This window comes from Janthinobacterium sp. SUN073, assembly GCF_030397665.1.
Classification (GTDB): domain Bacteria; phylum Pseudomonadota; class Gammaproteobacteria; order Burkholderiales; family Burkholderiaceae_D; genus Janthinobacterium.
The window spans coordinates 1-14529 of sequence record NZ_JAPUBT010000021.1; the positions used below are offsets into that span (position 1 = coordinate 1).

Sequence of the window (14529 nt, forward strand, 5' to 3'; positions counted from 1 at the left end):
CATTTCCACCACCTGAAAGGCATTCATGGCCATCGAAACAACCGCCGCTGGCGGCGCACTGATTAAAATTTTCGGCATCCCGGTCCTGGCCGGCGCTGCCGCAACCTCACTGGGATTCATGTTCATGTGGCCAAAAACTGCCAAGGAAGCGGGCGTGCGCTTCTTCGTCACCATTCTCTTTTCCGCCCTGATGGGTCCGGCCCTGGTCGTGGTCGTGCGCAACTGGATGCCGGGCCTGTTCGACAGCGCGCGCGCCGTGGCCGTGCTGTACGGCAGCGACCCGGCGCTGGGCTTCCTGTTCATCGCCGCGCCGCTGATGGTTGCCGCCGGCTTGCCCGCCTGGTGGGTGCTGGGCGCCACGGTGCGCTGGTTCGACAAGCGCCGCGACAAGGATATCGGCGAGCTGGCACGCGACGCTGCCGCCGTCGTCAAGGACGTGCGGGGTGGCCTGTGAACCTGAGCCCACATTTCAGCCTAGCCGAACTGGTCGCCTCGCAGGTGGCCACCCGCAAGGGCATCGACAATGCGCCGGCGCCCGCCATCGTCGACAACCTCACGCGCCTGGCCGCGCTGCTGGAGCGGGTGCGCGCGCTGGTGGGCGCGCCCATCGCCATTTCCAGCGGCTACCGTTCCCCTGCGCTGAACAAGGCCGTGGGCGGCGCGGCCAATAGCGCCCACGTGCTGGGCCTGGCCGCCGATATCAGCACGGCCAAGCTGGCGCCCAAGGCCCTGGCCCTGCTGATCCGACAAAGCGATATCGCCTTCGACCAGCTGATCTACGAGGGAACGTGGGTGCATATCGGCCTGTCGACGGGCGCGCCGCGGCGCCAGGTGCTTACGGCCAAGTTTGCCGGCGGAGTCAGCTACGTGGCGGGCATCGTATGAGCGCCCTGGGCGCGTTGGCGGCCGGCGCCGTCAGTGGGATCTGGAAGGCGGTCGCCATCGTACTGGCCGCCGTGCTGCTGCTGGTGGCCAGCTCCACTGGCACCGGCTGGTGGCTGGCCGCCGGTGACCGTGACGCCGCGCGCGCTGCGCTGGTGCTGGAGCAGGGAGTAAGCGGGCAGCTACGCGCGTCGATCAGCGAGCAAAACCGCGCTATCGAGGGCATGGCCAAGGCAACCCTGGCGGCGCAGGAGCGCGGCGTGGCGGCGCAGGCGGCCTCTGCTGCCAAGGGTAAGAAGTACGACGCGGCCCTGGCGCAGGTTGCTAGCGTGCGCGCCACGACTTGCAACGAGGCTATGCCGGCCGTCAGGTTGCTGCTGGAGGGCGTGCGATGAAATGGATGCTTGTATTGGTGCTGGCCGGCTGCGCCAGCGCACCGCTGGCGCCGCAGCGGGTCGAAGTTCCCGTCTTTACACCATGTGTAAAGTCGATGCCGCATCGGCCGGCCTACGAGTTTGACCAGCTGGTACCGGCGGCGCCCGATGGCGAGATCGTCCTGGCGCTGGCGCGGGACTGGCCGCGCGGCCGGAAGTATGAAGTGGAACTGGAGGCAGTAATTGCGGGGTGCATTCTGCCAGATGAAAAAGCAGAGCGCTGATTGTCGCTGCGCTAACAGCAGCAATCAGCCGGTGGAGCCTGGTGAGTAGGCTTGGATTGCCTCATGGGAGGAATTCGACTTTACCACTAGGAGGTACACATTTTGGCATTACCCATCATCCCCTGGATCGGCGGCAAACGACGCCTGGCCGACCGCATCATCCCGCAATTTCCACCTCATACCTGCTACGTCGAGGTCTTCGCTGGCGGCGCCGCGCTGTACTTCATGCGGCCGCCCGCCGACGTTGAGGTGCTGAACGACGTCAACGGCGAGCTGATCAACCTGTATCGCGTCGTGAAGTGCCACCTGGAGGAATTCGTGCGCCAGTTCAAGTGGGCGCTGTCGAGCCGCGAGGTGTTCAAGTGGCTGCAGGACACGCCGCCGCATACCCTGACGGATCTGCAACGCGCTGCGCGCTTCTTCTACTTGCAGCAGCATGCCTTCGGTGGCAAGGTCGACGGGCAATCGTGGGGCACGGCCACCACCGCTCCGCCGCTTAACCTGCTGCGCATCGAGGAGAACTTGTCGGCAGCGCACCTGCGCTTGTCCGGCGCCTACATCGAGAACCTGGACTGGTACAAGTGCATGGAGCGCTACGACCGGCCGCACACGCTGTTTTACCTGGACCCGCCGTATTGGGAAACGGCCGGGTATGGCGTGGAGTTTGAGTTCGAACAGTACGAGAAGATGGCCGAGTTGATGGCCAGGCTGAGGGGCAAGGCCATCTTGAGCCTAAATGATCACCCGGACATCCGCCGCGTCTTTGCGCGTTTCCAGATGGACACGACTGGTATTCAGTACAACGTGGGGGGCGGTGGCAAGGCAGTCGAGCGCAAGGAACTGATTATTTACAGCTGGGATAAGGAGGCCGAACCAGCGGGCTTGTTCTAAGTCTAAGCGACCAGGTGTGCAGACGTCTGCACGCTTGGCCGATGTTTACTTTACAGCGTTTAAAGTTTGGATATACTGTATGCATATACAGTATATTGGAGTGTCGCCGTGCTTGTAATAGCAGCAAAATTGTATTCCGATCAAGGCGTGCCTTTGCCTCGGCACAGGGAAATTACCTTGCGCCATACGGCCGTAGGTAAGTTTTCGATGAACGAAGGCTATGAAAAAGACTTCGGGCGAATAGTGCGTGTGGCGAATTTATGGCCAATCGGTGACGGAGACTCCATACTTCCTACTTTGTATGACGCTGCTATTGTGTGGGTGGGAGATGGAAAGTTGCGGGTCCGTGGATTTGAAATCAACCCCATGACTATGGCTCATGTGGCAATGGCTTGGAGCGCGGAGATTGTGGCAGATCAGCGGCCTGGACGAGTGCTGGCGACACTTGATGGAGAAGCAGAGATTTCAGTGATCACCACTCAAGCGGATCTGGAAAAAGCGGTCGCGGCCCGAACTGGCCCTGCGCAGTGGAAGAGGTGAAATTTGATTGCGTTGGAAAATAAGAAAAGTCGTTGGAAAATGCAAAAAAAGGGTTACAAGCCGAAGCGTGTAACCCTTTGATTTTCCTACTTATTCTGTGGGGTGGCTGATGGGGCTCGAACCCACGACAACAGGAATCACAATCCTGGACTCTACCAACTGAGCTACAGCCACCACTGTCTTACTTACCTGTTTAGCTGTTTTGCTGAACAGGTGCCGAATTATACAAAGAACTCGGCGAAGTGGCAAATCTAAATGCAGTCTTTTTCAAAAAGCCGAAAGATTGCTGGAAATTGCCTCTCGCGACTCATACCTCCAGGTGTGTGACGGGCGGCTGCAAGTCCAGCAAACCGGCGAAGGCTTTCGCCAATGCTTCGACCTTGGCCGTCGTGTAGCCCTGCAGTCGCGGTGCGTCGTTGTCGATGCGACGCAGGCTTGCCGCGTCGAGCAAGCGGGCCAGCTGGCGCGCCACGGCGTCGCCGGTGTCCACCAGCGTAATCGTTTCCTGCGTATGCGCGCGCACCGTGCGGACGATGGCGTCCTGCACGAACGGGTAGTGCGTGCAGCCGAGCACCAGGGTGTCGACGCCTTGCGCCAGCATGGGCGCGATGTAGTGTTCGAGCATGGCGCTGGTGGCGTCCTGCGGGTCATTGCCCAGCTCGCACTGCTCGATGCGGTCGGCCAGGCCGATGCAGGGCTGCAAGATGAACGTGGCGCCCGTGGCGGCGCTCACCTGTTCGCGCAGGGCCAGCAGCTTGTCGCCGCGCAAGGCGCGTTCCGTCGCCAGCACGGCGATCTTGCCGTTGCGGCTGATGGATGCCGCCGGTTTCAGGCCCGGTTCGACGCCGACGATGGGCAGGTCGGGGTAGCGCGTGCGCAGCGCCTTGATGGCGGCGATGGTGGCCGTGTTGCACGCCACCACCAGCGCCTTCGCGCCTTGCTGCAATAAAAAGGCGGTGATGGCCAGCGAACGATCGACCACTTGCTGTTCCGTCTTGTCGCCATACGGCGCATAGCCGGAATCGGCAAAGTAAATCAGGTCTTCCTGCGGCAGCTGCGCGCGGATATGGCGCAGCACCGACAGGCCGCCCACGCCGGAATCAAAAATGCCGATGGGCGCGTCCGGGCGGGCAATGCTTGCAGTAAAAGTCATAGGGAACCGTTGAAGATAAAAAAACGCCGCGCTGATGTTGCCGCGCGGCGTCTATGGTAGAGCTTGTTTAAACGACCGTCACGGGAATCTTGCTGACGCTATTGAGTTGCTCGATCTTCGCCTGCCACTCTTTCGGACCCGTGTTGTGCACCGAAGTGCCCTTCGCATCCACGGCCACCGTCACCGGCATGTCGACGACGTCGAATTCGTAGATCGCTTCCATGCCCATGTCGGCAAAGCCCAGCACCTTGGCGTGCTTGATGGCTTTCGACACCAGGTAGGCGGCGCCGCCCACAGCCATCAAATAAGCCGACTGGTGGCGCTGGATCGATTCGATGGCGACGGGGCCACGCTCGGCCTTGCCGATCATGGCGATCAGGCCGGTTTTTTCCAGCATCATGTCGGTAAACTTGTCCATGCGCGTGGCGGTGGTCGGGCCGGCCGGGCCGACGGCTTCGTCGCGCACGGGGTCGACCGGGCCGACGTAATAAATCACGCGGTTTTTGAAGTCGACCGGCAACTCTTCACCCTTGGCCAGCATGTCCTGGATGCGCTTGTGCGCAGCGTCGCGGCCCGTCAGCATCTTGCCGTTCAACAGCAAGGTCTGGCCCGGCGTCCACGAAGCGACTTCTTCTTTCGTCAGGGTGTTCAGGTCGACGCGCTTGGATTTTTCCGTGTCCGGCGTCCAGTGCACTTCCGGCCACGACGACAGCGATGGCGGCGTCATGTAGGCAGGGCCCGAGCCGTCCAGCACGAAGTGGCCGTGGCGCGTGGCGGCGCAGTTCGGGATCATGGCGACCGGCTTCGACGCGGCGTGCGTCGGGTGCATCATGATTTTCACGTCGAGCACGGTCGTCAGGCCGCCCAGGCCTTGCGCGCCGATGCCCAGCGAGTTGATCTTGTCGCACAGTTCGATACGCAATTCTTCCAGCTTGTTTTGCGGGCCGCGCTGTTTCAGCTCAAACATGTCGATGTCTTCCATCAACACCTCTTTTGCCATCAGCATGGCTTTCTCGGCCGTGCCGCCGATGCCGATGCCCAGCATGCCTGGCGGGCACCAGCCGGCGCCCATCGTTGGCACGGTTTTCATGACCCAGTCGACCAGCGAATCGGACGGGTTCATCATGATCATCTTGGATTTGTTTTCCGAACCGCCGCCCTTGGCAGCGACTTTCACGTCGACGGTATTGCCTTCGACCAGTTCCATGTGCACCACGGCTGGCGTGTTGTCCTTGGTGTTCTTGCGGTCGAAATGCGGGTCGGCCACGATGGAGGCGCGCAGCTTGTTGTCGTCGAAGTTGTACGCGCGGCGCACGCCTTCGTTGACGGCGTCGGTGACGGTGCCGGAGAAGCCTTCGAAGCGCACGCCCATGCCGATTTTCAGGAAGACGTTGACGATACCCGTGTCCTGGCAGATAGGACGCTTGCCTTCCGCGCACATGCGCGAGTTGGTCAGGATTTGCGCGATCGCATCTTTTGCCGCCGGGCTTTGCTCGGCCGCGTAGGCGCGCGCCAGGTGCTCGATGTAATCAGCAGGGTGGTAGTAGCTAATGTACTGCAACGCTGCGGCGACGGATTCGATCAGGTCTTCTTGCTTTATGACAGTCATGGTGTTCTCGCGGTGGATAAGAAGGGTAGGACTCTTTGCTAAAAGCCCATGGCCGCCGCTGGCAGCCATGGGCTTGTTTTCTTTAGTGTGGTGCTCTGGCCTGGTTTTGCGTGACCGTCATGATGCGGTCCGTGTACGCAATCGCCATCGCCGACAGGATGAAGACCATGTGTATCACCGTTTGCGCGATGATCACTTCGATCTTGTACGAGTTGGCGTTGATGAAGGTCTTCAGCAGGTGGATGGACGAGATGCCGATGATGGCCATCGCCAGTTTCGTCTTCAGCACGGACGCATTCACATGCGACAGCCATTCCGGCTGGTCCGGATGGTCATCGAGGTGCATGCGCGAGACAAACGTTTCGTAGCCGCCGATGATGACCATGATCAACAGATTCGAGATCATGACCACATCGATCAAGCCCAGTACCACCAGCATGATGGTGGCTTCATTGAGCTTGGTCGGCAGGGCGCTGCCCGGTACGGCCACGGCCGTCAAGACGTGCTGCAGGGCCGCGTCATTGCCGAACACGGCGCCGATCAGGTCCGACAGTTCCACCCAGAAATGAAATACATACACGCATTGCGCGAGGATCAGGCCCAGGTACAGCGGCAGCTGCAGCCAGCGCGACATGAAGATGAAGGCGGACAGGGGATGCAGTTTGCTATGGGAGGGCTTTTGTAAGTGGTCGATCATCTGGAGTTTCCTGGGGGTAAATACCAATTTTTGGTATGCCCGACATTTTACACTTGCTGCTGATCACTGCGCATGCCCTCGATTTGGATTCTTGGCCTTGATGAAACACAAAGCGACGCCAACTAATTGACTTGTTATCAGTTTTTCCATCCAGAATGCTGGGCGGCGTACGCTTGACGCCCGTCGGCAGTGGCGATTATGGTTAGAATGGATCGAGGAAAACGCTGCATGTAAGGCGTCCGTAAGACAGCAGGAATATGGTGTTACCAAACAATTACTACACTGGAGACTAGCATGGCCGCTATAGAGAACCAAGGGCAGGGCACTGAGCAGCAGGGACCGGAAGAGTCGCGCGTATTTCAACCGTCGGCAGCATTTGCCGCACAGGCAACGATTTCCGGCATGGACGCTTACCGCGCCATGGTGGCCGATGCCGAACGCGACTACGAAGGCTTCTGGGCCAAGCTGGCGCGCGAAAACCTGAGCTGGAAAAAGCCGTTTACCCGCACCCTGAACGAAGACAACGCGCCGTTCTACAAGTGGTTCGAAGACGGCCTGCTGAACGTGTCCTACAACTGTCTGGACCGCAACATCGAAAATGGCCTGGGCGACAAGACGGCCATCATCTTCGAAGCGGATGACGGTACCGTCACCAAGGCAACATATACCGAGCTGCACGAAAAAGTCTGCAAGTTCGCCAACGGCTTGAAAGCCAAGGGCATCGCCAAGGGCGACCGCGTCATCATTTATATGTCGATGTCCGTCGAAGGCGTTGCCGCCATGCAAGCCTGCGCGCGCATCGGCGCCACCCACTCCGTCGTGTTCGGCGGCTTCTCGGCGAAGTCCTTGCAGGAACGCATCATCGACGCGGGCGCCGTCGCCGTCATCACGGGCGACGAGCAATTGCGCGGCGGCAAGAAGCTGCCATTGAAATCCATCGTCGACGAAGCGCTGGCGCTGGGCGGCTGCGAGTGCGTGAAAAACGTCATCGTCTACAAGCGCACGGGCAGCGACTTGCCGATGGTGGCCGGCCGCGACACGTGGCTGCACGACCTGGTCGAAGGCCAGAGCGCGCAATGCGAGCCGGAATGGGTCGATGCCGAGCACCCACTGTTTATCTTGTACACCTCGGGTTCGACGGGTACGCCGAAGGGCGTGCAGCATTCGAGCGGCGGCTACCTGCTGTGGGCCGCGCTGACGATGAAGTGGAGTTTCGACATCAAGCCCGACGACGTGTTCTGGTGCACGGCCGACATCGGCTGGGTGACGGGCCACAGCTACATCGCGTACGGCCCGATGGCCGTGGGCGCCACGCAAGTGGTGTTCGAAGGCATCCCGACCTACCCGAACGCGGGCCGTTTCTGGGAAACCATCAAGAAGCACAACGTCAGCATCTTCTACACGGCGCCGACGGCCATCCGTTCGCTGATCAAGGCGGCCGACGTGGACCCGAAAGTCCATCCAAGCAACTACGACCTGAGCAGCCTGCGTTTGCTGGGCACGGTCGGCGAGCCGATCAATCCGGAAGCGTGGATGTGGTACTACAAGCATATCGGCGGCGAGAAATGCCCGATTGTCGATACCTTCTGGCAAACGGAAACGGGTGGCCACATGATCACCCCGTTGCCAGGCGCCACGCCGATGGTCCCTGGTTCCTGCACCCTGCCATTGCCGGGCATCATGGCCGCCATCGTCGACGAAGCGGGCCAGGACGTGCCGAACGGCCAGGGCGGTATTTTGGTGGTGAAGCGTCCATGGCCATCGATGATCCGCACGATCTGGAACAACCCCGAGCGTTTCAAGTCCAGCTACTTCCCGGAAGAACTGGGCGGCAAGATGTACCTGGCAGGCGACGGCGCCATCCGCAACAAGGAAACGGGCTACTTCACCATCACGGGCCGCATCGATGACGTCTTGAACGTGTCGGGCCACCGCATGGGCACGATGGAAATCGAATCGGCCCTGGTAGCCAACCCGCTGGTGGCCGAAGCGGCCGTGGTGGGCCGTCCTGACGACACGACAGGCGAATCGATCTGCGCCTTCGTGGTGCTGAAGCAGGCGCGTCCGACGGGCGAGGAAGCGAAACGACTGGCGCTGGAGCTGCGCAACTGGGTCGGCAAGGAAATCGGCCCGATCGCGAAACCGAAGGAAATCCGTTTCGGCGACAACTTGCCAAAAACCCGCTCCGGCAAAATCATGCGCCGCCTGCTGCGCGTGCTGGCCAAGGGCGAGACGATCACGCAAGACGTTTCGACCCTGGAAAACCCGGCCATCCTGGATCAGTTGAAAGAAACGTCCTGATGTTGCTTGGGTAGCCGAAACCCAGAGCAATATCTGGGGTCGGACCCTCAGGGTCCGACCCCAGTCCTTACCGGGTTACTGTATGGCGCTACTTTTACCCCAGGGTAAATAACTTTGGCAGTCCGTAGAATCTTTGCTATAATCTGCGGCTTCGCGACAAGCGATATGCAGTACACAATGTGAGCAAGCAAGACGCGCGCATTGCCTTCAGGAGAGATGGCTGAGCGGCTGAAGGCGCACGCCTGGAAAGCGTGTATAGGGTAATACTCTATCGGGGGTTCGAATCCCCCTCTCTCCGCCACAGACGAAAAAGAAAAAGCTACCCTCGGGTAGCTTTTTTTTTCGTCTGTACGCGGAGAGAAGCACGCCCCCTGCGGGGCGTGCGCGGGGGATTCGAAGGGTCGGGCCTACCGGCCCGGCCCTCTCCGAATCTACTGGCTGCTGCCGCTGCGCGGCAGCTCCGCGCGCCGCAAGCGCGCGTTCGTGGTCCTAATTAGGTTTCGACTGAGCAAGCTTCTACTGCGCCCAATACGAATGGCGGACCTGCGTCCAGCACCAGAGGCGACATCTTGCGCATGTTTATCTGCGAAATGTGCGGATTGTAGAGGCTTCTGCGTTCAGTAAGCTGGACCTAAATTTATAGGCTCCAAAACCGGCGCTGGCCGCGACCAGGCCTAGTCCATAGAAGCCGAGTCCCCAGCCGTCTCCGATCTGCATGCCTAAATATTTGTTGAAAACCATAGGGAGAAAGTACACCAAGGCAAAGCCTACGATGCCGAAGATAATGAACCCCATTTTTGAAGCCTCCGCCAGTTCCTGACTTGTTGCGCCATAAGTGATATCACCGCGACATCCTTGGCAAACATATGCTCCGATGTTGAATTCGTAATGACAGAGACCGCAGCTACTTGTTTTATGCCCCAATTAATTCCCCAGTGAAAATGTTGATATATGGAAATTATCATAAGTTGCATATGATTTAATTGTCAAGTGCCATTCGAGAGGACGCGATCAATTAGGTACTCCTATGGGAGGGCCGGGTCAGGTCCTCCATTTGGACACGGGATGATGCATTGAGCACTGCAGAAGCCAGCTCAGCCAGAGCCATGACCACACGCCTTCAGCGCGCGAAGCTGCCCGCGCCTGCGTAGCGGGCAGCAATTGCTCGATTCGAAGAGGGCCTGTAGGGTTTGTCCCTTCGAATCCCCTGATAGGCTATGAACTCATGCCGACGAAGACCTAAAGGCTTCTACGGCACCCAAAGCATCAATCTGTGTCCAAATGGCGGACCTGACCCCGGTACGCGTGGTTCTAATTAGGTTTCGACTGAGCTGGCTTCTACGGCGCTCAGCGCATCAGTCTGTGTACGAATGGCGGACCTGACCCCGGCTCGACAACATGAGGGAGTTACCATCTGTTAGACTAAGGATTGAGGATGGCACAGAATTGTTTTTCTCTAGCTTAACGTGTAAATCCCACCATTGCGAATCCATCCCGTGAACTCAAGAAGCATCTCCCGTCAAAAAACTACAGCCTCACCAAGTAAGCTTGAGGAACCACCCACGACGCGGCTTTCTTGTGCAAAAAGATCATCCGTCGAGCGCAAAGGTATTCATGCATGGCACCCATATTACGCAGGTTACTCAGAAGCATTTGTTGACAGTGCATTGGATTTTCTCAAGGTAAGGCCCTGTGATTTAGTTCTAGATCCATGGGGGGGGAGTGGAACTACCGGAATCGTTGCGTCTCGTCGCGGCATTCGCTCAGTGTCCATAGATATCAACCCAGTCATGGCAAATTTTGCAGCTGCTAAATCAAACGAAGTATTGCTGAAAAGTAATATTATTAAGGATTTCTTTAATTCAGCTATATGGAATGGAAAATCAGCGACACAACTGTTGGAAGATGAAAACATCTATTCGCCAGAAACTGAGAAAATTTTACATTCACTTTTTAGTTCGATTTCCGTTTTTGATAAGCCCTGCAAGGGTTCCGAGGTTCCATCGATTTGTACGCAATATGGTTCCGCTGTAGTCTTACAACCAGTTGCGGCTTTCTGTCGCGCTGTTGCATTTGTTGCTCTGCGAAAAAAAATGAATGGGCTGCGTCTAACAAATCCAACATGGGTTAGAAAAGTTAAAGATCCAATTTGTATCAGTGAAAATGATCTGCTTGACAGTCTTAAGGAAACAGCAAATGATATGCTGGGTGCTCTAGCTAATTTTTACGAAAAGTCGACTTCGACTTCGCCACTTTGGTCTTTGAACGGAAATGCGAAGAGTATTGCACTTGAGTCCGCAAGTGTGGATTACGTCATTACCTCACCTCCCTACTTAACGCGCATTGATTACGCAGTATCAACGTTGCCAGAGTTGCATCTTCTTGGTGGGAGGGATTTTCTTCGTGAGGTTCGCCACAAGACAACGGGCGCGCCCGTGATTACTAGTCACCTTAAACTTCAGTCCCCAGAATGGGGAGAGATTTGTAATGGTGTTTTAGATTCAATAAGGAAACATCCAACGCAAGCAGCTGCGGGATATTATTGGAAAAATATTACTCAGTATTTTATGGATATTGATATTTCTCTAGATGAAATAAGGCGTGTTTTGAAGCCAGGAGGAGCTGCATTGTTAGTTGTGCAGAGCTCTTATTTTAAAGATATTGAAATTCCATTGGGTGAAATTTTTGTTCAAATGGCAAGTGAAAAAAAACTATCGGCTCGAATAGAATCTAGAAGTATTGTTAAGGGTCATATGGCCCACAAAAATACCAAATCGACAATTTATAAAAATAATAAAATATATTTTGAAGACGCAGTTCTCATAGAAAAGCCATACGGTGATTGTTAATTTTTAATTAGGAGCTGTAATGAGTATATTGGACGAAATTGACATGTATCGTCAAGAAATTTCTACGGATACATACAGCACTACTTGGCGAGAAATAGTGGGTCAATTCAAAGATGGCGATTTGAAAATTGATCCGGAGTATCAACGCCTATTTCGTTGGGATATTGATCAGCAAACTCAATATATTGAATCTATTTTGCTTAATATTCCATCGCCTCCATTATTTTTGGCAACAAATCCAAATGGTGCTTTTGAAGTCATTGATGGTTTGCAACGGGTAAGTACATTAATTAAATTTTTTAGTGATGAAATTTTTTCGGCAGAACAACAGGCGGCAGTTCTAGATAAATCTGAGCCAGATAATGACCTAACTACTGCTCTTGTTCTGGCAGAAGGCCCAATTATAAAAAGCCTTGAAGGTTTTAGTGCTACTACTCTACCAGAGGCTCTTGTTAGAACAGTACGTTATGCTCGTATCACCGTAATTTTACTTGAAAAAGAATCGTCTTCTCGAGCGCGATACGAGGTCTTTAAAAGGCTGAATAAACAAGGATCATTACTTTCTGATCAAGAAATTCGCAATTGTACAGCTAGATTGCTTGGTACTGAATTTCCGACGAAACTTCGAGAAATTAGTAAAACAAAAATCATTCATGAAGCTCTCCTCTTGTCGACAGAAGAAGAGAAAAAAATGAAAGTTGATGAAATGATATTGAGGCTTCTGGCATTTAGTAACGATAGCACGCAACCTAAACACAATGTTAGCGAATTTTTAGATGAATTCATGGCATATGCCGCTGAAGGGAAATTTAGAATCGACCCTAAAATTGAAGATCGCATAATTAAAACTTTCGAAATGATCTATCAGGCAGTTCCAGATGGGAAAGCGTTTCGATTCCAACGTGGTGGTTTTAGTTCTAATCTCTACGATGTTGTCGCTACAGGGGTTTACGCAAACTTGGAAACCTTAACCAGTGTTGAAGTAAAAAAACGTATCGAATTATTACTTGCGGGTGAAGAAATTAAAGATGTCACTGGTGGTGGATCAAACTCCAGAAAAAAGATGACAGGACGTATTAATCTTGGTCGCACGTGGTTTGCGAATTAATATGTTTTCACCCATCAAGAGACAAGCGATTGAGCAAATTGATTTTCTGCGGGATGATTGTAAACGGTTATTAGATGAAATGTTTGCGATCTGTCCAGCTGATGCTGATGGTCACTATTCTAGTGCTTTCAGAATTGTTGCAACCCCTTTTTTGTACGCGGTATGGGAGCGTTGTTTTCGTACGAGTTTTGGCATCATGGCGATGGTGGTCAGGCAAGAAGCTAGCCATCCAGCAGTGATGAGTTTTGAGCAGGCAACTCTATGGCTCCAAAGAGAATCCTTTGTTACCAGTTTTATTGCCAAGCTTCACAGTAGAACTTCTAACCTAGATGGTACACCGACCAGAAAAGCCATCAATTCTGGAAGTTACCGGACGCTTGTTGAATTTTTGTCAAATTTAATAGGTTGGCATAATCATAAATTGCAAAATATTCCGCTTGACTCGGATTTGGTAATGACTTTTTCAAATGTAAATGTAGCTGTTCTTGATGCAAATGCACAGGCGATTGGTCTTTCCTTATTGCCCGAGTTTGTTGAATTTCGTAAATGTATAGGCCGGCTTGATGATTTGGTTGGTCGACGAAACGATATTGGCCATGGTACGCTTGCATCACCACCTGGTGCTAGGGAGTTCAAGGCGTTATCGGAGTTGGTTTCTGATCTATTGGTCTCGAAATTTTGCGAAGTGGTCCAGACTTGGATTCTATATAAATAGAGTGAGAATTAGTCTAGCTGATAATTTTCGACAAAACATTGTTAAATCCATTGGATCAGGTCCTCCATTCGTACACGGGCTGCGGCATTGGGCACGGTAGAAGCTCGCTAAAACCAAGAACGCACGCTCTCGGCGTGCGAAGCGGCTCGCGCAGCAGGCCGCAGTTGGTCGATTCGAAGAGGGCCAGTAGGTCCGACCCTTCGACTTACCCGCTAGGCTATGAACTTATGCTGACAAGGGCCTAATAGATTTCTAGGCCCACAAAGCATCAGTCCGTGTCCGAATGGCAGCCCTAGCCCTAGGCCGCTGCTGGCTTCGCTACCGCCGGCTTGCCCCGCGAGCGCGGTTTCGCAGCCCCCGCTTTTTTAGAAGCGCCACCCACCGCATCCCCCTTCCCAGCCCCAATAACCTCCGCCACCAGCCGCACCCCAAGCGCACCCAGTACGCGGGTCATGGTTTCCATTCGCGGCTGACTATTCGGCCGCAGTGCCTTGTACAGACTCTCGCGACCCAAGCCAGCCGCCTTGGCGATTTCGCTCATGCCGCGCGCACGCGCGATATCGCCAATGGCGGCGGCAAATATGGCGGCGTCGTTCGTTGCCAGTGCTTGCGTGATGTAGGCAGCGGCTGCCTCATCGCTGGTGATGTATTCCGCTGGGTCGAAGTCTTCCAGATCCAGCCCTTCAAGGTCGGACAGCGTGATGTTGTGCTCAGTCATGATGCTCCTCCTGTATTGCTTCGGGTTGCTATTAATTTTTCGGTTTTGCGGCGGATTTCGCTGCAGCAGACTTCTTCAAATCTGTGACCATCTGCCTGGCCTTCTTGATGTCGGCAGTCTGGGTGCTCTTGTTTCCGCCCAGGAGCAACACGATCATGTAGCCTTCAACTTCGATGAAGTAGACACGCCAGCCTGGCCCTGCATCAATGCGTAATTCACGCACGCCGCCACCAACTGCCTTCACGTCACCCAGCCCATTTTCCAGCCGGACGATGTGCTGGGCAATGATTGCCCTTGTCTTGTCGTCCTTGATATCAGACAACCAGTTGCTGAAGTACTTGGTTTTTTTGACCGTCTTCATGAAAACATTGTATTCACTCGAATACAGATGCGCAATCAAATTTGCGT

The 14529-nt window shown here is 55.1% G+C and carries 15 protein-coding genes and 2 tRNA genes; 11 read left to right on the forward strand and 6 right to left on the reverse strand.

Translation table 11 applies throughout. The annotated features are described in order from the left end of the window. The first annotated feature begins 124 nt into the window (after window positions 1-124). The 6 genes from O0882_RS28630 (at window position 125) to O0882_RS28655 (ending at window position 2971) form a co-directional block, all read left to right on the forward strand. Complete coding sequence (locus tag O0882_RS28630; protein WP_227742029.1) at window positions 125-454, forward strand: hypothetical protein; 330 nt, start codon at window positions 125-127, stop codon at window positions 452-454. Then, window positions 451-885 carry a D-Ala-D-Ala carboxypeptidase family metallohydrolase gene (locus O0882_RS28635; protein WP_289953392.1) on the forward strand — a complete coding sequence of 145 codons (435 nt, stop codon included), beginning with the start codon at window positions 451-453 and terminating at the stop codon, window positions 883-885. The genes O0882_RS28630 and O0882_RS28635 overlap by 4 nt, the downstream gene beginning before the upstream one ends. Further along, window positions 882-1277: a hypothetical protein gene (locus O0882_RS28640; protein ID WP_289953393.1), complete on the forward strand. Its 396-nt coding sequence runs from the start codon at window positions 882-884 to the stop codon at window positions 1275-1277. The genes O0882_RS28635 and O0882_RS28640 overlap by 4 nt, the downstream gene beginning before the upstream one ends. Next, window positions 1274-1540: a hypothetical protein gene (locus O0882_RS28645; RefSeq protein WP_289953394.1), complete on the forward strand. Its 267-nt coding sequence runs from the start codon at window positions 1274-1276 to the stop codon at window positions 1538-1540. The genes O0882_RS28640 and O0882_RS28645 overlap by 4 nt, the downstream gene beginning before the upstream one ends. Before the next feature lie 102 nt (window positions 1541-1642). Further along, entirely contained in the window at window positions 1643-2431 is a 789-nt protein-coding gene (locus O0882_RS28650; RefSeq protein WP_289953395.1) for a DNA adenine methylase, read from the forward strand. Window positions 2432-2638: 207 nt separating this feature from the next. After that, window positions 2639-2971, forward strand: coding sequence for a hypothetical protein (locus O0882_RS28655; RefSeq protein WP_289953396.1), 333 nt, complete (start codon window positions 2639-2641; stop codon window positions 2969-2971). Window positions 2972-3069: 98 nt separating this feature from the next. On the opposite strand, the gene O0882_RS28660 is transcribed toward O0882_RS28655, so the two are convergent. From O0882_RS28660 to O0882_RS28675, 4 genes are all read right to left on the reverse strand, one after another. After that, window positions 3070-3145: transfer RNA gene (locus O0882_RS28660), tRNA-His, on the reverse strand. 133 nt (window positions 3146-3278) lie between these two features. After that, the gene (gene murI, locus O0882_RS28665; protein ID WP_289953397.1) at window positions 3279-4124 is read right to left on the reverse strand and encodes a glutamate racemase; all 846 of its coding nucleotides are present in this window, start codon (window positions 4122-4124) and stop codon (window positions 3279-3281) included. A 67-nt stretch (window positions 4125-4191) separates the two neighbouring features. Further along, complete coding sequence (locus O0882_RS28670) at window positions 4192-5733, reverse strand: fumarate hydratase (RefSeq protein WP_289953398.1); 1542 nt, start codon at window positions 5731-5733, stop codon at window positions 4192-4194. An 82-nt stretch (window positions 5734-5815) separates the two neighbouring features. Continuing rightward, window positions 5816-6430: a YqhA family protein gene (locus tag O0882_RS28675; protein WP_289953399.1), complete on the reverse strand. Its 615-nt coding sequence runs from the start codon at window positions 6428-6430 to the stop codon at window positions 5816-5818. 294 nt (window positions 6431-6724) lie between these two features. Here O0882_RS28675 and acs point away from each other — a divergent pair, with 294 nt between their 5' ends. The 5 genes from acs (at window position 6725) to O0882_RS28700 (ending at window position 13403) form a co-directional block, all read left to right on the forward strand. After that, window positions 6725-8731, forward strand: a complete 2007-nt coding sequence (acs, locus tag O0882_RS28680; protein ID WP_099760431.1) for an acetate--CoA ligase — start codon at window positions 6725-6727, stop codon at window positions 8729-8731. A gap of 210 nt (window positions 8732-8941) precedes the next feature. Then, window positions 8942-9032, forward strand: a tRNA-Ser gene (locus O0882_RS28685). Between the two features lie 1195 nt (window positions 9033-10227). Next, entirely contained in the window at window positions 10228-11580 is a 1353-nt protein-coding gene (locus O0882_RS28690) for a DNA methyltransferase (RefSeq protein WP_289953400.1), read from the forward strand. A 19-nt stretch (window positions 11581-11599) separates the two neighbouring features. Next, a complete protein-coding gene (locus O0882_RS28695) occupies window positions 11600-12688 on the forward strand; it encodes a DUF262 domain-containing protein (RefSeq protein ID WP_289953401.1) in 1089 nt (362 codons plus the stop codon). A gap of 1 nt (window position 12689) precedes the next feature. Then, entirely contained in the window at window positions 12690-13403 is a 714-nt protein-coding gene (locus O0882_RS28700; protein WP_289953402.1) for a hypothetical protein, read from the forward strand. Window positions 13404-13701: 298 nt separating this feature from the next. On the opposite strand, the gene O0882_RS28705 is transcribed toward O0882_RS28700, so the two are convergent. After that, window positions 13702-14121 (reverse strand): addiction module antidote protein, encoded by a 420-nt coding sequence (locus tag O0882_RS28705; RefSeq protein ID WP_354670298.1) that lies wholly within the window; start codon window positions 14119-14121, stop codon window positions 13702-13704. 31 nt (window positions 14122-14152) lie between these two features. Then, complete coding sequence (locus O0882_RS28710) at window positions 14153-14482, reverse strand: type II toxin-antitoxin system RelE/ParE family toxin (protein WP_289953403.1); 330 nt, start codon at window positions 14480-14482, stop codon at window positions 14153-14155. Window positions 14483-14529 lie beyond the last annotated feature (47 nt).